General features: G+C 36.6%; 23 protein-coding genes. 5 read left to right on the top strand and 18 right to left on the bottom strand.

All coding sequences use genetic code 11. The annotated features are described in order from the left end of the window. Window positions 1-30: 30 nt before the first annotated feature. The 5 genes from cobB to B8W84_RS02885 all read right to left on the bottom strand — a co-directional run bounded on the left by cobB (window position 31) and on the right by B8W84_RS02885 (window position 5,405). Window positions 31-744: a Sir2 family NAD+-dependent deacetylase gene (cobB, locus tag B8W84_RS02905; protein WP_094751833.1), complete on the bottom strand. Its 714-nt coding sequence runs from the start codon at window positions 742-744 to the stop codon at window positions 31-33. A gap of 133 nt (window positions 745-877) precedes the next feature. After that, window positions 878-1,186, bottom strand: coding sequence for an integration host factor subunit alpha (locus B8W84_RS02900; protein WP_094751832.1), 309 nt, complete (start codon window positions 1,184-1,186; stop codon window positions 878-880). Window positions 1,187-1,191: 5 nt separating this feature from the next. Then, a complete protein-coding gene (gene pheT, locus B8W84_RS02895) occupies window positions 1,192-3,579 on the bottom strand; it encodes a phenylalanine--tRNA ligase subunit beta (RefSeq protein ID WP_094751831.1) in 2,388 nt (795 codons plus the stop codon). A gap of 12 nt (window positions 3,580-3,591) precedes the next feature. Further along, window positions 3,592-4,572 carry a phenylalanine--tRNA ligase subunit alpha gene (gene pheS / locus B8W84_RS02890; RefSeq protein WP_094751830.1) on the bottom strand — a complete coding sequence of 327 codons (981 nt, stop codon included), beginning with the start codon at window positions 4,570-4,572 and terminating at the stop codon, window positions 3,592-3,594. Window positions 4,573-4,772: 200 nt separating this feature from the next. Further along, window positions 4,773-5,405 carry a fumarylacetoacetate hydrolase family protein gene (locus B8W84_RS02885; RefSeq protein ID WP_094751829.1) on the bottom strand — a complete coding sequence of 211 codons (633 nt, stop codon included), beginning with the start codon at window positions 5,403-5,405 and terminating at the stop codon, window positions 4,773-4,775. Between the two features lie 154 nt (window positions 5,406-5,559). Here B8W84_RS02885 and B8W84_RS02880 point away from each other — a divergent pair, with 154 nt between their 5' ends. Together B8W84_RS02880 and B8W84_RS02875 are read left to right on the top strand one after the other, a co-directional pair. Then, window positions 5,560-6,909: a YjiH family protein gene (locus B8W84_RS02880; protein ID WP_374220140.1), complete on the top strand. Its 1,350-nt coding sequence runs from the start codon at window positions 5,560-5,562 to the stop codon at window positions 6,907-6,909. 14 nt (window positions 6,910-6,923) lie between these two features. Beyond that, a complete protein-coding gene (locus tag B8W84_RS02875) occupies window positions 6,924-7,520 on the top strand; it encodes a MarC family protein (RefSeq protein ID WP_094751827.1) in 597 nt (198 codons plus the stop codon). Window positions 7,521-7,554: 34 nt separating this feature from the next. Here B8W84_RS02875 and B8W84_RS02870 read toward each other — a convergent pair whose 3' ends face one another. The 13 genes from B8W84_RS02870 to trmJ form a co-directional block, all read right to left on the bottom strand. After that, on the bottom strand, window positions 7,555-8,319 hold the full coding sequence (locus B8W84_RS02870; protein WP_094751826.1) for an SDR family NAD(P)-dependent oxidoreductase: 765 nt from the start codon (window positions 8,317-8,319) through the stop codon (window positions 7,555-7,557). Continuing rightward, window positions 8,320-9,408, bottom strand: a complete 1,089-nt coding sequence (gene dinB / locus B8W84_RS02865; protein WP_094751825.1) for a DNA polymerase IV — start codon at window positions 9,406-9,408, stop codon at window positions 8,320-8,322. Window positions 9,409-9,777: 369 nt separating this feature from the next. Beyond that, entirely contained in the window at window positions 9,778-10,545 is a 768-nt protein-coding gene (locus B8W84_RS02860) for a class II glutamine amidotransferase (RefSeq protein ID WP_094751824.1), read from the bottom strand. 8 nt (window positions 10,546-10,553) lie between these two features. After that, window positions 10,554-11,129: a D-sedoheptulose 7-phosphate isomerase gene (gene lpcA, locus B8W84_RS02855; protein WP_094751823.1), complete on the bottom strand. Its 576-nt coding sequence runs from the start codon at window positions 11,127-11,129 to the stop codon at window positions 10,554-10,556. Window positions 11,130-11,572: 443 nt separating this feature from the next. Beyond that, window positions 11,573-11,770 (bottom strand): Fe-S cluster assembly protein IscX, encoded by a 198-nt coding sequence (iscX, locus tag B8W84_RS02850; protein ID WP_094751822.1) that lies wholly within the window; start codon window positions 11,768-11,770, stop codon window positions 11,573-11,575. 66 nt (window positions 11,771-11,836) lie between these two features. Next, a complete protein-coding gene (gene fdx, locus B8W84_RS02845) occupies window positions 11,837-12,175 on the bottom strand; it encodes an ISC system 2Fe-2S type ferredoxin (protein WP_094751821.1) in 339 nt (112 codons plus the stop codon). Between the two features lie 14 nt (window positions 12,176-12,189). Next, entirely contained in the window at window positions 12,190-14,046 is a 1,857-nt protein-coding gene (hscA, locus tag B8W84_RS02840) for a Fe-S protein assembly chaperone HscA (RefSeq protein ID WP_094751820.1), read from the bottom strand. A gap of 27 nt (window positions 14,047-14,073) precedes the next feature. Continuing rightward, on the bottom strand, window positions 14,074-14,583 hold the full coding sequence (gene hscB, locus B8W84_RS02835) for a Fe-S protein assembly co-chaperone HscB (RefSeq protein WP_094751819.1): 510 nt from the start codon (window positions 14,581-14,583) through the stop codon (window positions 14,074-14,076). 70 nt (window positions 14,584-14,653) lie between these two features. Further along, on the bottom strand, window positions 14,654-14,977 hold the full coding sequence (iscA, locus tag B8W84_RS02830) for an iron-sulfur cluster assembly protein IscA (RefSeq protein WP_094751818.1): 324 nt from the start codon (window positions 14,975-14,977) through the stop codon (window positions 14,654-14,656). 23 nt (window positions 14,978-15,000) lie between these two features. Next, window positions 15,001-15,384: a Fe-S cluster assembly scaffold IscU gene (iscU, locus tag B8W84_RS02825; RefSeq protein ID WP_094751817.1), complete on the bottom strand. Its 384-nt coding sequence runs from the start codon at window positions 15,382-15,384 to the stop codon at window positions 15,001-15,003. A gap of 106 nt (window positions 15,385-15,490) precedes the next feature. Then, the gene (locus B8W84_RS02820) at window positions 15,491-16,705 is read right to left on the bottom strand and encodes an IscS subfamily cysteine desulfurase (RefSeq protein WP_094751816.1); all 1,215 of its coding nucleotides are present in this window, start codon (window positions 16,703-16,705) and stop codon (window positions 15,491-15,493) included. A gap of 27 nt (window positions 16,706-16,732) precedes the next feature. Next, window positions 16,733-17,209 (bottom strand): Fe-S cluster assembly transcription factor, encoded by a 477-nt coding sequence (locus tag B8W84_RS02815; RefSeq protein ID WP_094751815.1) that lies wholly within the window; start codon window positions 17,207-17,209, stop codon window positions 16,733-16,735. Window positions 17,210-17,328: 119 nt separating this feature from the next. Continuing rightward, complete coding sequence (gene trmJ, locus B8W84_RS02810) at window positions 17,329-18,075, bottom strand: tRNA (cytosine(32)/uridine(32)-2'-O)-methyltransferase TrmJ (RefSeq protein WP_094751814.1); 747 nt, start codon at window positions 18,073-18,075, stop codon at window positions 17,329-17,331. Window positions 18,076-18,252: 177 nt separating this feature from the next. Here trmJ and suhB point away from each other — a divergent pair, with 177 nt between their 5' ends. The 3 genes from suhB to xthA all read left to right on the top strand — a co-directional run bounded on the left by suhB (window position 18,253) and on the right by xthA (window position 20,373). Further along, window positions 18,253-19,041 carry an inositol-1-monophosphatase gene (gene suhB, locus B8W84_RS02805; RefSeq protein ID WP_094751813.1) on the top strand — a complete coding sequence of 263 codons (789 nt, stop codon included), beginning with the start codon at window positions 18,253-18,255 and terminating at the stop codon, window positions 19,039-19,041. Window positions 19,042-19,260: 219 nt separating this feature from the next. Further along, window positions 19,261-19,497 (top strand): TIGR02647 family protein, encoded by a 237-nt coding sequence (locus B8W84_RS02800; protein ID WP_094751812.1) that lies wholly within the window; start codon window positions 19,261-19,263, stop codon window positions 19,495-19,497. Window positions 19,498-19,563: 66 nt separating this feature from the next. Next, entirely contained in the window at window positions 19,564-20,373 is an 810-nt protein-coding gene (gene xthA / locus B8W84_RS02795; protein ID WP_094751811.1) for an exodeoxyribonuclease III, read from the top strand. The last annotated feature ends 20 nt before the right edge of the window (window positions 20,374-20,393 follow it).

The following is a 20,393-nucleotide window of genomic DNA, read 5'->3' as shown; positions in this document are numbered from 1 at the left end:
ATTGTAAGTTGTTCCATTAGCTTTTCAAGTTTATTTCGCAAGTAACTTAGTCACTAACTGAGGAACCGATATACTTGCTTTGGCAAGAATCATCTCATCAAAATTGCTTTTTTGTGCTCCGGAAGCCAGATTGAGTTCGATAGTATATGCTCCCGCACTGGTTGCTTCATCCACAAATCCAGCTGCAGGGTAAACATGACCCGATGTACCAATCGCAATAAAAAGATCTGCATCAAAAAGTGCATCATAAATAATATCCAATGCAAAGGGTATTTCTCCAAACCAAACAATATTCGGACGTATGCCTCCTTGACGTTTACAATGTTCACATACATCATGTATAGACATCTCTTTTGTTGACCACGAAAACACCTGCGCACAATGACTGCAACGAGCGCGTAGTAATTCTCCATGCATATGAATAACATTTTTAGAGCCCGCCACCTCATGTAAATTATCAATGTTTTGAGTCACTAACAAAAAATCACCTGAAAATTCACGCTCTAATTTAGCCAATGCATAATGAGCCAAATTAGGTTTAATATCACTCAAACAACATTGCTCTCTACGCTGATTATAAAAATCAAGCACCAGTTTGGGATTTTTAATATATCCCTCTAATGTCGCAACATCCTCAATTTTATGCTCTTCCCAAAGCCCATCACTCGCCCTAAAAGTTCGAATGCCTGATTCAGCCGAAATGCCCGCCCCCGTTAACACAACTATTTTTCGATAGCATTTCATCTCTAAAGCATCCTTAATTATGCAATTTCAAATAACCCATATTAATACTTTTATTCATCGGTTGTCTAACGACTTTAAACATTAAAAAAAGACAAAAAAAAAGTCGCTAAGCGACTTTTTTCAACACCAAAGACTAAAGTTTTTCATCTGTCTTGGGTAAGCTGGTTTCAACTAACTCTTTTAACTTTTGACCCGCTCTAAAAGTCACCACTCGACGCGCAGCAATCGGAATGTCTTCTCCTGTTTTAGGGTTTCGACCTGGGCGCTCACCCTTATCTTTAAGTTCAAAACCACCAAAACCTGAGATTTTCACCGCTTCGCCACTTTCAAGTGTTGCTTTTATTTCTTCAAAAAAAGATTCAACAAACTCTTTTGCTTCACGTTTACTTAAACCAATTTTTTCAGATAGATGAATTGATATTTCTGCTTTAGTCAGTGCCATATTATTTAATCTCTCAAAGATGCATTAAATTCTAAAGAAACTGCGTCAACAATATTATAAACAAGATCAGCAATTTCCGCTTCTTCTAACGTACGAGTCGTATCTTGTAAAACCAAGCCAATCGCTAAACTTTTCTTACCTTCTGCAACGCCTTGTCCTTGGTATACATCAAATAAGTTTAAGCCAACTAAATGAGTTCCGCCAATTTTTTCTATAAATTTTAAGACCTTACCCGCATTTAATTTATCATCCACAACAAAAGCTAAATCACGATGATTAGCAGGGAATTTAGACAGGTTACCAGACTCAGGGATTTGACGCAGACTAATGGCTTCTAATTCAACTTCAAAGAGAATAGCGCTACCTTTGATAGCAAATGTTTTCACATGATTCGGGTGTAACGCTCCAATATAACCTATATTTTTACCGTTACGATAAATACCCGCCGATTGACCCGGATGCAAAGCACTATGTTCTTCTGCTCTAAACTCAAAATTCGCATCATCTGCACAAAGAGATAATAAAGCTTCTAAATCTGCTTTTAAATCGAAGAAATCGACATTACGTGACGCAATATCCCAATGTGGCTCATTGGCATTACCAACGATAACCGCCGATAACATTGCTTGCTGAGCAATACCATTTTCTGCATTTTCGTCTTTGATAAAACGTAGACCTGTTTCAAAAAGTCGAATTCTAGATTGCTGACGCTTTTGATTTTTAGACACGCTTTCTAATAAACCTGTCCATAAACTGACGCGCATTGCGGACATATCTTTTGAAATAGGATTTGGTAAAATTAAAGCATCTGCATCAGTATGTAAAACAAGCTGTTTTTCTGGGTCGACAAAACTATAAGTAATCGCTTCATTAAATTCTCGACCAATTAATACATTACGAATTTTTGATAAGACCAAATGAGATTCATTATGAGAAGACATCACTAGCGCGGCTTGTGGCGCGATATTAGGGATATTATCATATCCATAAACACGTACAACTTCTTCAATTAAATCTTCTTCGATTTCCATATCAAAACGATACGTTGGTGCAACCACATTCCATACATCTTCATTATAATGCACATCACAACCTAAACGCGTTAGAATATCAGTCACTCGGTGCGTCTCGATAACATGTCCAATTAAACTATCTAGCTTTGTTCGACGTAATATTATTTTAGCTTGAACGGGTATATCATCACAGCTTAGCGCTTCTTTTATTGGCCCTACTTCGCCACCACAAATATCAATTAATAACTGTGTAGCACGTTGCATTGCCGTATATTGTAGAACAGGATCAACCCCACGCTCATAACGATGAGATGCATCAGTATGTAGACCATAACTACGAGCACGACCCGCAATCGCAAGGGGTGCAAAAAAGGCACTTTCTAATAAAATATCCGTACTACTTGCTTGTACGCCAGAATCTTTCCCACCAAAAATACCTGCCATCGCTAATACTTTAGATTGATCTGCAATCACTAACGTATCACGATTTAATATCACTTCTTTGCCATCTAACAAGGTTAACTTTTCATCTTGTCTTGCTAAACGCACTTCAATACTAGTATCGATTTTATCTAAATCGAAAGCATGCATGGGCTGGCCCAGCTCCAATAAAACAAATTGCGTGATATCTACGACAGCATCTACACTACGTACGCCACATCGACGCAACTTTTCAACCATCCAAAATGGAGTCGCTACTTTAGCATTAATACCTTTAATGACACGTGTCAGATAACGCGGACAAGCATCTTTAGCTTGTAAATTAACACTTATTTTATCACTTAAAGTAACCGCTACATCGTTCCATATAGGCGTGGTAACTGAAAGACTATTTAAAACACCAACTTCTCTCGCAAGTCCTGAAATACCTAAACAATCAGCCCTATTTGCGGTTAAATCAACATCTATCGTAACATCATCTAGATTTAAGTAATCACGTACATTTTTTCCAACAGGTGCATCTAAAGGTAATTCTAAGATCCCTTCGGAATTATCTGACATACCTAATTCTGAGGCGCTACAAAGCATACCCAATGATGGCTGCCCACGTAATTTTGCAACTTTAATTTCGAAATTGCCGGGTAAAATAGCACCCACAACCGCAACCGCAACTTTAATACCTAAACGACAATTTTTTGCACCACAAACAATATCAATTAATGCATCTGCACCGATATTGATTTTAGTAACTTGTAGCTTATCCGCATCGGGATGTGCTCCACACTCAACCACTTCTCCAACGTAGACATCCGTAAATTGACCCGCGACATCTTCAACCCCATCAACTTCCAAACCAGCCATTGTTATTTGATGTTGTAATTCTGCAGAACTAATTTCGGGGTTAACCCACTCGCGTAACCAAGCTTCACTAAATTTCATTGTTTTTAACCCTTATTTGAATTGCTTGAGGAAACGAAGATCGTTTTCAAAGAAAGAACGTAAATCATTCACGCCATAACGAAGCATCGTTAAGCGTTCAATACCCATACCGAAAGCGAATCCTGAATATTTTTCGGGATCTATACCCATTGAGGTTAATACACTCGGATGCACCATGCCACAGCCTAAAACTTCTAACCAACCATTTTTACCTTTCACATCAACCTCAGCAGATGGCTCGGTAAAAGGAAAGTATGATGGACGAAAACGAATTTCTAAATCTTCTTCAAAAAAGTTATGTAAGAAATCATTTAGAATGCCTTTTAATTGCGCAAAACTTACATTTTCAGCAATCATTAAGCCTTCAACTTGATGAAACATTGGCGTATGTGTTTGATCATAATCATTACGATATACACGTCCCGGAGAAATAATGCGCACGGGTGGCTCTTGTTTTTCCATCGTACGGATTTGTACGCCAGATGTTTGTGTACGTAACACTAAATCAGGGCTAAAATAAAAAGTATCGTGATCAGCCCTAGCCGGATGATGTTCATGAATGTTTAATGCATCAAAGTTATGGTAAACATCTTCAACTTCAGGACCATTTTTAACTTCAAATCCAAGTTCACTAAAAAACTCAACAATACGCTCAGTCGTCCGTGTAACCGGATGAATATTGCCCAATAGTGCACCACGACCAGGTAATGTCACATCAATCGTTTCTTGCTCTAATTTTGCATTTAAAACTGCAGTATCAAAAAATTGTTTACGTGCAACTAAAACGGCTTGGATAGCTTTTTTCGCTTTATTTATTTTTTGTCCAGCTATAGGTTTCTCTTCTGCGGGTAACTGACCTAAGCCTTTCATTTGCTCAGTCATAAGACCCTTCTTACCTAAATATTGTAAGCGGATCTCTTCTAATTGATTGCCGTCTATGGCATTTTCTATTTGTTGTTGCGCATTAGCAACGATTTCATCAAGGGGTTGCATTAGTTTCATCTCATCTGTGAAGTAAGCAATAATAAGTATTAATTGGCTACAAAAAAAAGAATATGCAAGATATTACTTAAATCAGACGGATAAGGCTAGTACTGTTGCAGTATAGACACAAAATAACAAACTAAATATTTACTGTTTTCCCCCTCTCTAATCAAAATAAGACAATAGATATGTAACGTTTATTAAAACATTTACTTTTTAAAATCATCCTTCGGGACTTGCCAATGCACATTAATTAAACATTTATCTCCATAAAAAACCGCTCCTTCAAAAAAGTCTCCGGGCGTTATTTTGCCCACACCTTGTGGTGTCCCAGTCATTAAAATATCGCCATCTACCCACGACATAAATCGGCTAACTTCATCTAAGATTTGAACCGGTTTATAAATCATCGTCGATACACATCCTTGCTGTATTTGTTGCTTATTTATACTCAGTATTAAAGATAATTCATCAACGTCCCCATCAAATTCAATAAAATGACTAAAAACAGCCGATCCATCGAATGCTTTTGCACGCTCCCAAGGTAAACCTTTCGCTTTAAGTTGATTTTGTATCTCACGTTTTGTCAAATCTAACCCAAAAGCAAGTGCTTGAATTTTTCCATCTTTAATCAAAAAAGCTAATTCTGCTTCATAATGGATTTCATCTTCTCCAACACAAGAAATACTGTCACTGATCGCTGAATTAGGTTTTAAGAAAATGACCATTTCTGCAGGAATTTCATTATTTAATTCTTCAATATGTGCATAATAATTACGACCAATACAAACAACTTTTGTAGGTGATATCGCCCTATCATTTAAGATTATATTTTTTATCATTATTTACCCTCTCCACATAATAAACGCTGCGTATATACTCTCTGGTTTATTAACACTTATTTATCTTTTCAACTTTAATTTTTCATTCATTATTTCATTCGCAACACAAAGTAATCATCCCATTATCATAAAAGAAATATTTAAGGTTATTAACGTGCTTAACAAATATAATATAAAAACACGGCTCACTTTTATTATTCCCTCACTATTAGGCTTATTACTTTTTATAACACCTATACATTCTCAAGGTTCACTCACCATTCCGATTGCCGTCATATCTAAAGCATTACAATCCTTATTGTCTGATTATTTAATCTACATTATTATGTCTGTCATTGTTTCAAGTGCGGTTATAAGCATTATATGCCGTTTTTTCAAAATTCCTGTTATCCAAAATAGTCCTTTTTTACACACACTTTTTAATATTACTCCCGTTTGGTTTGTTATTCGTATATTAGGCGCAGTTTTCATTTTGCTGACTTTATTTACTCTTGGACCAGAAGCTATTTATTCATCTCATACAGGTGGGCTTGTATTACATGATTTACTTCCCGTTCTTTTTTGTGTGTTCTTCTTTGCAGGGATGCTTTTACCCTTGTTACTTAATTTTGGATTATTAGAGTTATTTGGAACATTATTTACTAAAATTATGCGCCCTATCTTTAATCTACCTGGGCGTAGTGCTATTGACTGTTTAGCCTCTTGGCTCGGTGATGGTAGTGTTGGCATTTTATTAACCAATAAACAATACGAAGACAAATTTTATACGCAACGTGAAGCAGCCATTATCGGTACGACGTTTTCAGCCGTTTCAATTACATTTTCACTCGTTGTTATCGCGCAAGTCGGCTTAGAGCATCTTTTTGTACAATTTTATTTAACTGTTTGCTTAGCAGGCTTAGTGGCTGCTATCATCGTTCCTAAATTACCGCCTTTATGCTGGAAAAAAGATATTTATATTGATGGTTCAACACCTAATACAGACAATGAATTAACACCTGTCGGACATTCTCTTTTTTCTTGGGGAATTGAACAAGCACTCTATAAAGCAGCACATGCACCTAGCGTAAAAAAGACATTAATAGACGGTCTTAAAAATGCGATTGATATGATTTTTGGTGTATTACCTGTGGTCATGGCAATTGGCACTGTCGCATTGGTTTTAGCAGAATATACACCTCTTTTTGATTATTTAGGTTACCCGTTTATTCCATTTTTAAAATTATTACATATTCCAGAAGCAGAATTAGCATCAAAAACTATTGTAGTGGGTTTTGCCGATATGTTTCTCCCTTCTATATTGGCCTCTGCGATTCATTCGGATATGACACGGTTTGTTATTGCAGCAATGTCAGTCACACAACTTATCTATATGAGTGAGATAGGCGCTCTTTTGTTAGGCAGTAAAATTCCAATTAACATTGCAGAGCTCTTCATTGTGTTTATACTACGTACATTAGTGACGTTACCTGTCATTGCTGGCATTGCCCACCTTCTTTTCTGATTTTTGAGGATATTATGGACACTTCGGTTTATCTACATGCGTTAACGGCTCTTTTTATTATTATCGACCCGATTGGAAGCTCGTTAATTTTTAATTCTTTAAGTACCATGCATGAACCGAGAATGCGTACGATTATGGCCGTAAAATCGATACTTATTAGTGCTTCTATCTTAATTCTATTTGGAAATTATGGTGAAGTACTCTTCTCTCATTTAACGATTAATATTAATTCACTACGCGTAGCCGGTGGTTTACTACTTTTTCATACCTCTTTTCAAATGATCACACAAAACACCAAAACGACCAATAGTGGAACACTCGAAGACATTTCAGTCTTTCCGATGACCATCCCCCTATTAGCAGGCCCTGGTGCATTAACACTGTCCTTATTACTCTTTTCGCACAGTACGCAAATAGAGTCGAGCATTGCCGTTACATTAGCAATAATCTCCATACTTGGCCTCACTTTAGTACTGATGTTATGTTCTAAGTTTTTGAAGAAAATAATTGGCAGAACGGGGGATGAAATATTAAAACGTTTTTTTGGCGTCATTTTAGCGGCACTTGCCATCCAATTTATTTATGACGGTATCAACAACTTAACAAGCTAAATCATAGGCAAAAGTAATGCTCTTTCCTTAAGTATTACTTTTGTATTTGAAAAACAATTTTCCGCACCAAAAATGATGGCAAAAGTTTCACGAGTATCACTCCTATCTTATTCATTAATCCTGGAACAACAATCGCTTTATGTCGATACTTAAGCGCGTAAGCAACAACATCTTCTTTTTGCATAACACGTAATTTAAAAAGTAGTAGTTTAGACATCCCTGCTACTTCTGCAAACTCTGTGTGCGTCGCCCCTGGGCATAAGGCGCTTACCATAATGTTACCTTTTAATTCTTCATATAATGCTTGAGAAAAAGATAAGACAAAAGCTTTACTTGCATAATACACGGCCAAATTAGGTCCAGCTTGAAACGCGGCTGTCGATGCCACATTAATAATAAAAGACTTTTTTTGCTGTTTTAATAGAGGTATTAAACGATATGTTAGACTCATTAATATATTTATATTTACCTGTAACATACGTTGTTGTAAAGCAATATCTAAGTTTTCAAAATAGCCCCGAGCACCAAATCCAGCATTGTTAATCAGCCCTTGTAAAGACAAATGATGTGTACTTATATAATCTAATACCTGTAGTGATGCATCTTCAAGACTTAAATCTAAAACTAAAATATACACTCGAATATGAGTATATTTTTTGTTTAAGTTATGAGCTATTTTTTGTAAGTTTTCCTCTCGCCGTGCAATTAATAATAGCGATTGGCCTTGTTTTGCTAGTTGATAAGCAAATTCTTGGCCTAAACCTGAACTCGCTCCGGTGATCACGACTATATTGCTCATTTATACTCCAAGTAAACTGAGTTGTTGCTCTTGATTATCCCTCTCGGTGCGCTTTTCAATCGCAACTGAAATACCTAATAAACGAATAGGTTTATCCATATTCTGAGTTAATAAATAATTTAATATATCTTCCAATAATGTTAATGATATTTGTGTCGACTTTCGCTCTATATTTCTTATGGTAAAATCCATGTATTTAATCTTAACCCCGACTTTCGTTATTACATGCTCTTTTAATACAGGTATTAATCGTGCTTTTAACTCTGCATAAAATAGTGGCAGTTTTTCATCACGAACTATCTCTGCCCGTACATCATATGTAAAGGTATGCTCCACCGCTAGCGATTTTCTTTGCCTATTCGGACGCACTGGACGCACATCAATGCCATAACAATAATTAAGTAAGTCTTGCCCCAGCTTACCAAATACAGAGCGCAACTCTTGTGCTGAATATTTTTGTATATCTGCACAATTAAAAAGTCCTCTACGTGCTAACTTTTGTTGTGCGACACGTCCGACTCCGGGTATTTTCTTTAGTGCTAATGTTTTAATAAAAGTAGGGATTTGTTGAGGCGTGATCACACATAGTCCATCTGGTTTATTTTCATCTGATGCGATTTTTGCCAGAAATTTTACAGGAGCAACCCCTGCTGATGCAGTTAGCTGTAACTCTTCAAAAATAGCACGGCGAATATCCATGGCGATATATGTTGCAGAGCCTTTAAATAATTGACATTCAGTAACATCTAAAAAAGCTTCATCTAACGATAATGGTTCAACTAAATCAGTATAACGATAAAAAATATCACGGATCTGCTTAGATACTTGAGTATAAACAGCCATCCGACCAGGAATAATGACTAAATCCGGACACAGCTGTTTTGCCTTAAAACTTGGCATAGCAGAATGTATGCCAAAACGGCGCGCCAAATAATTACACGTAGATAGCACACTGCGTTTATCAACTCTTCCCCCTATTGCAAGTGCAACGTCTCTATATTGGGGATTATCACGCATTTCAACTGCTGCATAAAAACAATCCATATCAATATGAATTATTTTCCTCTGTTGCCTTTCATATTCAGCCAATGGCCTAATGTCCTTTTAATTATCTGCTTTATTATTGATGGAATAAACGATAACGCAAGACCTTGCTATTTAACTTATAATTGAATAATAATGCATAAAAAGTGAATAGTTATCAAGTGGTTTGTTTTGAAATTATAAAAACTTATACTAGATTCAAATAATCGGTGTATAACTTCATATAAAGTGATCTGATGGATATCTGCTTATCGCTTGTTATCCCTACGATAAAACTGACCTATGAGCATGATGTTAGATTGATACGCTGAAGAAAGTAGCCCCTAAATAATCAGCTCTGCACAAGAAAAAACAGGCCATCAGAGAGTGTAGTCCCCTACATAACCTTCTTTATCGAAAAGACCAACTTAAAACTTATAAAATGCGTTGGCCTAAATGAAAGACACAAAACTCACCAGACTGCATTTTATGCCACTTTTCATTTGAGGTTAATGGCTGTGTAGCAATCAACGTTACCACATCTTCATTTGTTGTTTCTTTTTGAAAATCAACTTTCATGTCCGCATCAATAAGTTGTGCTGGACCAAACGGTGCACTGCGCGTTATCCAATATAAATGAGTAGTGCAGTAACACATCATATACTCACCATTAGTCAGCAACATATTAAACACACCTAATTGACGCAATGTATGTGCGTACGAGGCTATTTTTTGAAACACTAAATGCATATTAGCCGGAGGATGATTATACGATTGATATAATTGTTCTATTATCCAACAAAAAACATATTCACTATCCGTTTGACCGATAGGAAGCATTCGCCCTAAAGATAAATCGGCATAATTTTTAAGTTGTCCATTATGTGCATAAGTCCAATTTTGTCCCCAGAGCTGCCGAGTAAAGGGATGCGTATTCTCTAAGCTTACCCCTCCACTATTTGCCTGACGAATATGACTTATCACCATTGTACTTTTGATCGGGTAATTTTTAACCAATTGCGCGATACGTGAACGACTACTTGCTTGTGGATCTTTAAAACTGCGACAACCTTTACCTTCATAAAAGGTAATTCCCCAACCATCTTTATGTGGCCCAGTTTCGCCTCCTCGCTTAAGTAACCCACTAAAGCTAAAGCAAATATCAGTAGGAACATTGGCACTCATACCAAGTAATTCACACATAATAGAAATTAAACCATTTTCTGTTCAATTAACAAAATTAAAATATGTATTATCTTAATATGTACTTCTTGAATTCTATCTGCGAAACCAAAATGTGGCACTCTAATTTCTACATCTGCAAGGCCAGCCATTTTTCCACCGTCTTTACCGGTTAATGCAATGACTTTCATTCCTTTATTTTTAGCAACTTCTATCGCTTTTAATATGTTGGCAGAATTCCCACTGGTTGATAAACAAAAAAGCACATCGCCTTTACGACCTACACCTTCGAGATAGCGAGAAAATATATATTCAAAACCATAATCATTACCAACGCAAGAAATATGACTTGCATCCGAAATTGCAATCGCAGGATACGAGGGACGATGCTCTCGATAACGACCCGTTAATTCTTCAGAAAAATGCATTGCGTCACAATGAGAACCGCCGTTGCCACAAGCAAGAACTTTACCTTCTGCTTTAAAAGAATTCGCTAATAAGGTTGCTGCCTTTTCAATGTTTTGTAGATTTTCATTATCCGCCAAAAAAGATTTTAATACTTTTTCCGCTTCTAAGAACTCTTTTTTTATAATACTAAGATCCATCATATGCCACCTAAACTTTAAAAATCACGTTAAGCATTTTTACATAATTTGGTGCCTGTTCATAGTGGATGTGTCTTATTATTCAATATCAAATTTAACAGATATATTTATACGATAGATAGCTATCTAATAACATAATATTTATTGAAAACATTAAGATTCTAAAAACAACATAACCGCATGATATCTACCTTCACATACTACCCGGTGAAGACACTTACGCTTCCTATCTGCATGTTTCACAAATAAAAATGAACGATTATATTGACACCCCAATTTTGTCGACCTACTTCAACTATACACTTATTATTTGAGCCTAAAGCTAAACAAAATAAGATCTATTATTTAATCATTAGCTTCCTTAAAAACACGAGTTACTTTTTACGAGGAATTTTTCATCAAAAAAAACGTAAGAAAAAGCTTACGTTTTTTTTCACCTATTTTTATATTTCATCAATCCAGCATTGCTGCACAGCCTCTAATATACGCTCACTACAATGATCAATATCATCATCAAAATCAGACAATGCTAATATCCATTCGCGTAATTCAACAAAATGAAGCGTACATGGATCTTGTTGCGGATGTTGTTCAATTAAAGCTAACGTAATTGCTAAAGAATCTATCCATTTTAAACCCATATTGACCTCCTCTGATCAGGCTAACTGTAGTCTAACTTATTTATAATTCAATAAATAAAGTCACTATCAATTATTTTCCGATACAATATTAACCGTATATTTGGGGATCTCAACAACCAAATCTTCCTCTTGAACACATGCTTGACAACCTAAACGAGATTCCGGCTCAAGTCCCCAAGCTTTATCTAACATATCATCTTCCAATTCATCACTTTCTTGTAATGAATCAAAACCCTCTCGAACAATAATATGACATGTTGTACAAGCACATGACTTTTCACATGCATGTTCAATATCGATATTATTTTCTAAGGCAATATCTAAAATACTCTCACCGGGTTGCGCATCTATCACTAACCCATCTGGGCATAACTCTTCATGAGGTAAAAAAATAACTTTTGGCATAATTGCCCCTTTTCCTATATTTCATCAACAGATTTCCCTGTTAAAGCTTGTTTTATTGATGCGTCCATACGTAATGATGCGTAATGTTCAGTTAACTTATCAATGCTTTTTAATGCATTTTTAATGGCCTTAACATCATTCTTTAATGCAATATTCGAGAGGTTTTTCATGCTAATCTTAATCGCATCATATGCCTTCTCACTTAATAATTTCACACCATCTTTTTGTAATGCCGCATTTAAATTTTCAAGGACACGGCGCACTTCAACCTGTTGTTCAACCAACATACGCGTCGCCATATCTTGCTCTGCAAAGGTTTGTGAAGCTTGCAGCATTTGCATCACTTCATTATCACTTAAACCATAAGAAGGCTTAACTTCTATTTTAGCTTGTACAGAAGAAGACTTCTCCATTGCGGTCACACTTAATAATCCATCTGCATCGACTTGAAATGTTACACGAATATGAGCGGCACCCGCAGCCATAGGAGGGATATTAGTAAGTTCAAAACGCGCTAAAGAACGACAGTCCTTGACCTGTTCTCGCTCACCTTGTAATACATGAATAAGCATAGCCGTTTGACCATCTTTAAACGTTGTAAATTCTTGAGCTCGAGCAACTGGAATCGTTGAATTCCGAGGTATCACTTTTTCAACTAATCCCCCCATCGTCTCTAGCCCTAAAGATAACGGTAAAACATCGAGTAATAACATTTCAGAATCGGGCTTATTACCCACTAAAATATCGGCTTGAATTGCAGCACCAATAGCCACCACTTTATCAGGATCAATAGATGTTAATACTTCTTGTTGGAAATAAGCACTGACTTTATCACGCACTAAAGGAATACGAGTTGAGCCACCTACCATAACCACTTCCACAATATCAAGAAGATTAATCTGAGCATCTTTAACCGCTCGTTTACAAGCCCGAAGCGTTTTTCCAATTAATACTGAAATCAACTCATTCAAAATTTCACGGCTTAAATTTAAAGTGATTTTCAAACCTTGATGCACAATGTTAGCCGTTTTCTGTCCACTCAATTTTTGTTTTGCTAAACATGCAATTTGGCGTAATTGTTGCTGCTCAACAAAACTTAAAGTATGTGTTATTCCGCTCTGCTCTATTATCCATTGCACAATGACAGCATCAAAATCATCCCCTCCAAGCGCAGCATTCCCTCCGGTTGCTAACACCTCAAAAACACCTTTTTGCAAACGCAATATAGATATATCAAAGGTACCACCACCTAAATCGTAAACCGCTATTAGTCCTTTTTTTCCTGAATCTAACCCATATGCAATTGCAGCGGCTGTCGGTTCATTAAGTAAACGCAAAACATGTAATCCCGCTATACGAGCCGCATCTTTAGTTCCTTGCCGTTGCGCATCATCAAAATACGCAGGTACAGTGATAACAACACCTGATAATTCACCTCCTAAAGAGTCAAACGCCCGAGCTTTCAATTTTTTTAAAATTTCACTTGAAGCTTGTACCGCATTCACGGAACCAATGCGTGTTTTAATTTGAACGAGACCACTTTCATGTGCACTTAATTCATAAGGAAGAGAAGCGTTCTTTAAATCATCGAATGCTTTACCCATTAATCTCTTAACGGAGACTAAAGTATTTAAAGGATCAGTATCAAGGAAGGGTTGAGCATCTCGCCCCACAAGCACTTGTCCATGCTCTGCATAATGAACAATGGAAGGCAGCATATCTTGCCCGTTTTGATCGAGTAATATTCCCGCTGAACCGCTGCGCACACTCGCAACTAACGAATTTGTTGTACCTAAGTCAATGCCAGCAGCACGTTTATGTTGGTGAGGAGCCACAGATTTATCTGGCTCTGCAATGTGAAGTAATGCCATAAGCAATCTTACCTTTATTTCTGTCAGTCAATCGAAGAGTTTTTCTTCTAATTGGTCTAATTCAATTTGTAATTTAAGCATAAATTTTAATTTTCGAACGCACTCAGCACTTTCTTCTAATGCATTTTGTTGACGTTTCATCTCAAATTCATTTTCTAAATTAGCGATTTGTTGCACTATCATTGTCGAAAAATCAGTGATCTCATCTTCATCTTCCACACGAAATTGTTCAACTTTTTCACGCCAAAGCATTTGTTGTATTAAAAAATCAGTATCTTGTAATGTACGTTGCTCTAATTCAATATCCATACCAGATAAAAGTAATAAATATTGTGCACGTAAACAATTATTTTTCAAAGTTTGATAAGCGTCATTTATTTCCGTGCTTTTTTGCATCGCAACTAATCGCTTCGAAGCACAAGACATTACATATTTATCAGGATGATACTGTTTTTGTAAATTTCGATAGGTATTGCCGAGTAATACGAGATCAATTGAGAAGCTAGGTACTAATGAAAAAATTTCGAAGTAATTCAAAGTTGATTCCTATAAAATAAAACAAAAAAAAGAAGCATTACATACATGCTTCTTATCGGTTTATCACGTTTTAAACGCTAAAACTTTCGCCACAACCACATTCTGCATTGGTATTGGGATTATGAAATTCAAAACCTTCATTCAACCCATTTTTTACAAAATCAAGCTCTGTACCATTTAAGTAGACGAGACTTTTTTTATCAACAATAATTGAAATACCCTTATCCACAAAAACTTCATCATCATCATTAAGTATATCAACAAACTCGAGAACATAAGCCATACCCGAGCAACCAGATGTTTTGACTCCTAAACGTAAGCCAATTCCCTTACCTCGATTAGCTAAAAAATTGGCAACATGTTGGGCGGCCGGCTCAGTTATTGTAATCGCCAAAATAAACTCCTTACTAAATGCTCTTATGTATTATTTTTGCTTTTATAATCAGCAATCGCAGCTTTAATTGCATCTTCTGCAAGTATTGAACAATGTATTTTTACCGGTGGCAAGGCTAACTCAGCTGTGATTTCTGTATTAGTAATACGAGCCGCTTCTTCTATTGTTTTTCCTTTCACCCATTCCGTCACTAATGAACTCGATGCGATTGCACTACCACAGCCATAAGTTTTAAATTTGGCATCTTCTATAACACCATCTTTATTAATTTTAAGCTGTAATTTCATCACATCGCCACACGCGGGGGCGCCTACCATTCCCGTAGCGATACTTTTATCGTCCTTATCAAAAGAACCAACATTACGTGGGTTTTCATAATGATCTATTACTTTTTCGCTATAAGCCATGATATTCTCCTTCTCTATTTATTTTTACGCTTTTCTCTTTCTTGCATTTCCATAACCCTCTTATGTATCTAATCTTCTCAAATACATTGACGATTAAGATAATACGTTAGTGGTGAGACCACTCAATGCTTTTAATGTCGATACCTTCTTTGTACATATCCCACAACGGAGACATTTCGCGAAGTTTACCAATATTTTCACGAATTATTCTTATAGCATAATCAATGTCTTCTGTGGTCGTAAAACGACCCATACTAAACCGAATAGAGCTATGTGCAAGTTCATCATCGCGACCAATAGCACGCAAGACATAAGAAGGTTCGAGGCTCGCGGAGGTACACGCACTGCCCGATGATACCGCTAAATCTTTTAAAGCCATTATCAATGACTCACCTTCTACATAATTAAAACTAATATTGATATTACCGGCGACACGATGTGTCATTGATCCATTGATATACACTTCTTCAAGATCTTTAACACCATCTAATAACTGCGTACGTAATGCTAATAAACGTTTACTTTCTTCAATCATTTCTTCTTTTGCAATACGGAAAGCTTCACCCATCGCCGCAATTTGATGTGTTGCCAGTGTGCCACTGCGCATACCACGCTCATGTCCACCACCATGCATTTGTGCCTCTATACGAACACGTGGTTTACGTGATACGTAAAGAGCGCCAATGCCTTTTGGGCCATACACTTTATGCGCCGAAAAAGAAATAAGATCAATTTTCATTGCAACGACATCGATATTAATTTTACCCGCACTTTGCGCCGCATCGACATGTAAAATCGTTTTATTCGCCCGACAGAGCTCACCAAATGCAGCAATATCTTGAATCACGCCAATTTCATTATTAACATGCATTAAACTCACCAAAACCGTATCTTCACGAAGCGCATTTTGTAATTGTTCAGGAGTAATAATTCCATCACTACCCGGCTCTAAATATGTGACTTCATAACCTTCACGTTCGAGTTGACGACAAGGATCAAGTACCGCTTTATGCTCTGTTTTTGAGGTAATTATATGCTTACCTTTTTTTACATAAAAATGAGCAGCGCCTTTTATCGCAAGATTGTCAGACTCTGTGGCTCCTGACGTAAATACAATTTCACGCGGGTCTGCATTGATTAAATCCGCAACTTGCCCTCTTGCAATATCAATTGCTTCTTCTGCTTGCCAACCAAATCGATGCGACCGAGAAGCAGGATTGCCAAAATCGCCATCCATTGTTAGATATTTCATCATAACTTTTGCAACACGAGGATCTACAGGAGTTGTAGCAGCATAATCCAAATAAATAGGTAATTTCATTTTTTTCTCCACTGCGAAAAATACAAATCAATAATTTTTCATTTGTAACTTTGCAGTATGTTTAAATTTATCATTTTGAATATCAGAAACGAGTTTCACATGCTCTGAACTCATTAATTCTTCTAATGTAATACCGTCTAAAAAAGTACTAATACGTAAACTCAACTGTTCCCAAAGTGAATGTGTTAAGCATTTAACACCATGCTCTTGGCAACTTTCTTTACCGCTACATTTACGGACATCTACCGATTCATTAACCGCTGCGATAATCATACCCACTGATATTTCAGATCGTGATTTACCCAGTTTATATCCACCGCCAGGCCCTCGCACACTACATACTAGTTCGTTTTTTCGTAGCTTAGAAAACAATTGCTCTAAATAAGAAAGGGATATTCCTTGACGCATCGAGATATCCGCAAGCGGTACGGGTCCATTATGCTCTTTCAATGCAACATCTAACATTGCCGTTACCGCATAACGGCCTTTTGAGGTTAATTTCATAGACTTCACTTATGTAAGTTAAAAAAGTAACTTTATTACCTTCATTTAGCTGATTTTATATTATTAAGTATAAATACCCTACTAAATTAGTCAACTAAAACCCACCGTAACCATGAGTTTTATTTTTTATCCTTCGTACTTGTCGCTTTTGCACTAATTAATGATTTTTGAATACTACTAAAAACACCGCGCCACATGCGTAACTCAGCTTCTTCAGGGCGAGCTCGATTAAAGAAACGACGTAATTTTGTCATCACTAATCCAGGATGAGCTGGTACAATAAAACGCGTATCAACTAATGTTTCTTCTAAATGCTTAAACATCCCTTCTAATTCATGCGCTAAAGGATACTCTTCTTGTAACTCAACGTCAGAGTTACTGTCCAAAAATGACATACGGACCTCATAACAGAGTGTTTGCACCGCCATAGCAAGATTTAGTGAACTATATGCAGGGTTCGCAGGTATAAAAACATGAAAATGGCATTTATATAATTCATCATTCGTTAAACCACTATTTTCACGACCAAACACTAATGCAACGGGATATTTAGCACCCTCAATCACTACTTTTTTACCCATTTCACGAGGATCTAACATCGGCCAGTCTAAAGTACGAGGACGAGCACTCGCACCAATCACTAAACCACAATCGGCAATCGCTTCATCTAAAGTCGCAAAACGTTGATGATTTTTTAATACATCACTTGCACCTGCAGACAGTGCAATTGACTTTCCATCCACCTCACATTCAGGTGAAACCAGTACTAAATTAGATAAACCCATTGTTTTCATGGCGCGAGCAACACTCCCTATATTACCAGGATGAGAGGTACCAATAAGGATGATGCGAACATTATCTAACATGAATATTCCTTGCTATATTGAATTAAATTAATAACAGTAGTTTAACAGAGTTCAACACACAAAAAAAACAGATCTTGTACAAGATAAATTTGCACAATTATATGAACTGTGTATAATTTTGCGCCGAAGGTTTTATCCTTCACGTTCTTTTAAAATCTAATCTAATGGTGATCCCCAATGCATCCAATGTTAAATATTGCGATCCGTGCTGCCCGTAATGCAGGTAAAGTAATTGTAAAAGGCTACGAAAATCTAGAGTCTGTTGAAGTTGAAGAAAAATCGTTATATGACTACGTAAGTAGCGTTGATAAAGAAGCAGAAGTTGCAATTATTGGAACCCTACAAAAATCTTATCCCGATCATAGCTTCCTTTGTGAAGAGTCGGGTATTATTGTCGGAAAAGATAAAGATCACCAATGGATTATTGATCCATTAGATGGCACAACAAACTTTATTCATAGTATTCCTCATTTTTGTGTATCCATCGCTTTAAAAGTAAAAGGGCGCACTGAAGTTGCTGTTGTCTTTGATCCAATTCGTAACGAATTGTTTTCTGCTGTAAAAGGTCAAAGCTCACAAATTAATGGCTACCGCACACGTACCAGCCTCGTAAAAAACCTCACGGGTACACTTCTTGCAACCGGTTTTCCCTTTAAACAAAAACATCATACTGAAACATATCTTAACATTTTTAAAGATTTCTTCATGATTGCTTCAGATATGCGTCGTAGTGGTAGCCCTGCTCTTGATCTTGCTTATGTCGCGGCCGGTCGCATGGACGGCTTCTGGGAATTTGGTTTGAAACCTTGGGATATAGCTGCTGGAGAATTATTGCTAAAAGAATCAGGCGCTATGATGACTGACTTTAACGGTGGCAATGATCACATGAAATCCGGTAATGTTGTCGCTGCAAATCCTAAACTACTAAGAGAAATGTTAAACGTTATTCGTAAACATCATATTTAAAGGCATACTGCTATCTTAAATAGATGCTGAGATAAATGCTAACTCATAATGCGTAATAACTCTTCGTTATACGCATTATGAAAAAAAGCCTCGTTAAGTCACAAGAATTTTTTCTTAATAAACTATGTTGATCTAACTCCCCTTCTTCGCTGATTATGTTGCAATCTTGATATAAATAATTATGATAAGATCTCCTCTGATTAATATAAGTGAGATCACATGATTAAAAATTACTCTGATGCTCTGTTTGAAGAGATGAAACTTCTCGCAAAATTCCCAACTCTATCTCAATTAAAAGGCATTAAAATCCACCAAGATGCCGATTCTAATATCATTAAAGCAGCACAATCTCTCTTTGATAAAGGCCTAATTTCACAACATGATGGCGGTTATCTAACCGACAGTGGCATCGAAATTGCTGATCATTTACAATGTATTATTGCAACACTAAGTTAGTCCTTGAATTATTAAAGCGAGCAAGTTACATTCAGCCTTAATTGTTTTTATTAATTAAGGCTTTTTATGAAAGTTATTTCATTCAATATTAATGGGCTACGCGCTCGTTTACATCAATTACAAGCCATTATAGATAAACACCAGCCAGATATTATCGGCCTACAAGAGATAAAAGTTCATAATGATATGTTTCCTCTTGAAGCGGTTGAAAAAATGGGTTATCACGTTTATTATCATGGTCAAAAAGCACATTACGGTGTTGCTATGCTGTGTAAAAAAAAGCCCATCAGTGTACAATATGGGTTCCCAAGTGACAATGATGAGCATCAAAAACGCATGATCATGGTTACGACAGAAAACGAGAAAGGTGAAAAAATAACGATATTAAACGGTTATTTCCCTCAAGGTGAAAGCCAAACCCATGCCATAAAATATCCTTATAAACGCCAGTTTTATCAAGATCTCAATGCCTACCTTGAAAAAAATTATACCGCAGAGGATAACGTGATCATTATGGGTGATATCAATATATCTCCTCTTGATCTAGATATCGGCATTGGTGACATTAATGCCAAACGTTGGTTAAAAAGTAAAAAATGTAGTTTCTTACCCGAAGAACGTGAGTGGTTAAAAAAACTCATGGATTTTGGATTGATAGATACCTTCCGTTTATTACACCCTGAGGTTAATGATCAATTTAGCTGGTTTGATTATCGTTCACGGGGTTTCGATGATAACAGAGGTTTACGTATTGATGTTATTCTTGCCACTCCAAAACTCGCAGATAACACGCTGAACAGCGGTATTGATTACGCTTTAAGAGGTATAGAAAAACCTTCTGATCATGCGCCTATCTGGACAGAATTTGCAGAATAATCGTTACTAGAATAAAAGCC

The organism is Psychromonas sp. CD1 (assembly GCF_002239585.1).
Taxonomy (GTDB): Bacteria; Pseudomonadota; Gammaproteobacteria; order Enterobacterales; family Psychromonadaceae; genus Psychromonas.
Note: the sequence above shows the minus strand (reverse complement) of the source record. Positions and strands in the feature narration are given on the sequence as shown.

Bases quoted from the DNA above. Each gene is read 5' to 3' on its own strand.
- B8W84_RS02800 (WP_094751812.1), top strand. From the start codon at position 19,261: ATGATTAAAAATTACTCTGATGCTCTGTTTGAAGAGATGAAACTTCTC.
- iscU (WP_094751817.1), bottom strand. From the start codon at position 15,384: ATGGCTTATAGCGAAAAAGTAATAGATCATTATGAAAACCCACGTAAT.
- suhB (WP_094751813.1), top strand. From the start codon at position 18,253: ATGCATCCAATGTTAAATATTGCGATCCGTGCTGCCCGTAATGCAGGT.
- B8W84_RS02820 (WP_094751816.1), bottom strand. From the start codon at position 16,705: ATGAAATTACCTATTTATTTGGATTATGCTGCTACAACTCCTGTAGAT.
- fdx (WP_094751821.1), bottom strand. From the start codon at position 12,175: ATGCCAAAAGTTATTTTTTTACCTCATGAAGAGTTATGCCCAGATGGG.
- B8W84_RS02900 (WP_094751832.1), bottom strand. From the start codon at position 1,186: ATGGCACTGACTAAAGCAGAAATATCAATTCATCTATCTGAAAAAATT.
- pheS (WP_094751830.1), bottom strand. From the start codon at position 4,572: ATGCAACCCCTTGATGAAATCGTTGCTAATGCGCAACAACAAATAGAA.
- B8W84_RS02870 (WP_094751826.1), bottom strand. From the start codon at position 8,319: ATGAGCAATATAGTCGTGATCACCGGAGCGAGTTCAGGTTTAGGCCAA.
- xthA (WP_094751811.1), top strand. From the start codon at position 19,564: ATGAAAGTTATTTCATTCAATATTAATGGGCTACGCGCTCGTTTACAT.
- trmJ (WP_094751814.1), bottom strand. From the start codon at position 18,075: ATGTTAGATAATGTTCGCATCATCCTTATTGGTACCTCTCATCCTGGT.
- cobB (WP_094751833.1), bottom strand. From the start codon at position 744: ATGAAATGCTATCGAAAAATAGTTGTGTTAACGGGGGCGGGCATTTCG.
- iscX (WP_094751822.1), bottom strand. From the start codon at position 11,770: ATGGGTTTAAAATGGATAGATTCTTTAGCAATTACGTTAGCTTTAATT.
- B8W84_RS02885 (WP_094751829.1), bottom strand. From the start codon at position 5,405: ATGATAAAAAATATAATCTTAAATGATAGGGCGATATCACCTACAAAA.
- hscA (WP_094751820.1), bottom strand. From the start codon at position 14,046: ATGGCATTACTTCACATTGCAGAGCCAGATAAATCTGTGGCTCCTCAC.
- pheT (WP_094751831.1), bottom strand. From the start codon at position 3,579: ATGAAATTTAGTGAAGCTTGGTTACGCGAGTGGGTTAACCCCGAAATT.
- lpcA (WP_094751823.1), bottom strand. From the start codon at position 11,129: ATGGATCTTAGTATTATAAAAAAAGAGTTCTTAGAAGCGGAAAAAGTA.
- B8W84_RS02860 (WP_094751824.1), bottom strand. From the start codon at position 10,545: ATGTGTGAATTACTTGGTATGAGTGCCAATGTTCCTACTGATATTTGC.
- B8W84_RS02815 (WP_094751815.1), bottom strand. From the start codon at position 17,209: ATGAAATTAACCTCAAAAGGCCGTTATGCGGTAACGGCAATGTTAGAT.
- B8W84_RS02875 (WP_094751827.1), top strand. From the start codon at position 6,924: ATGGACACTTCGGTTTATCTACATGCGTTAACGGCTCTTTTTATTATT.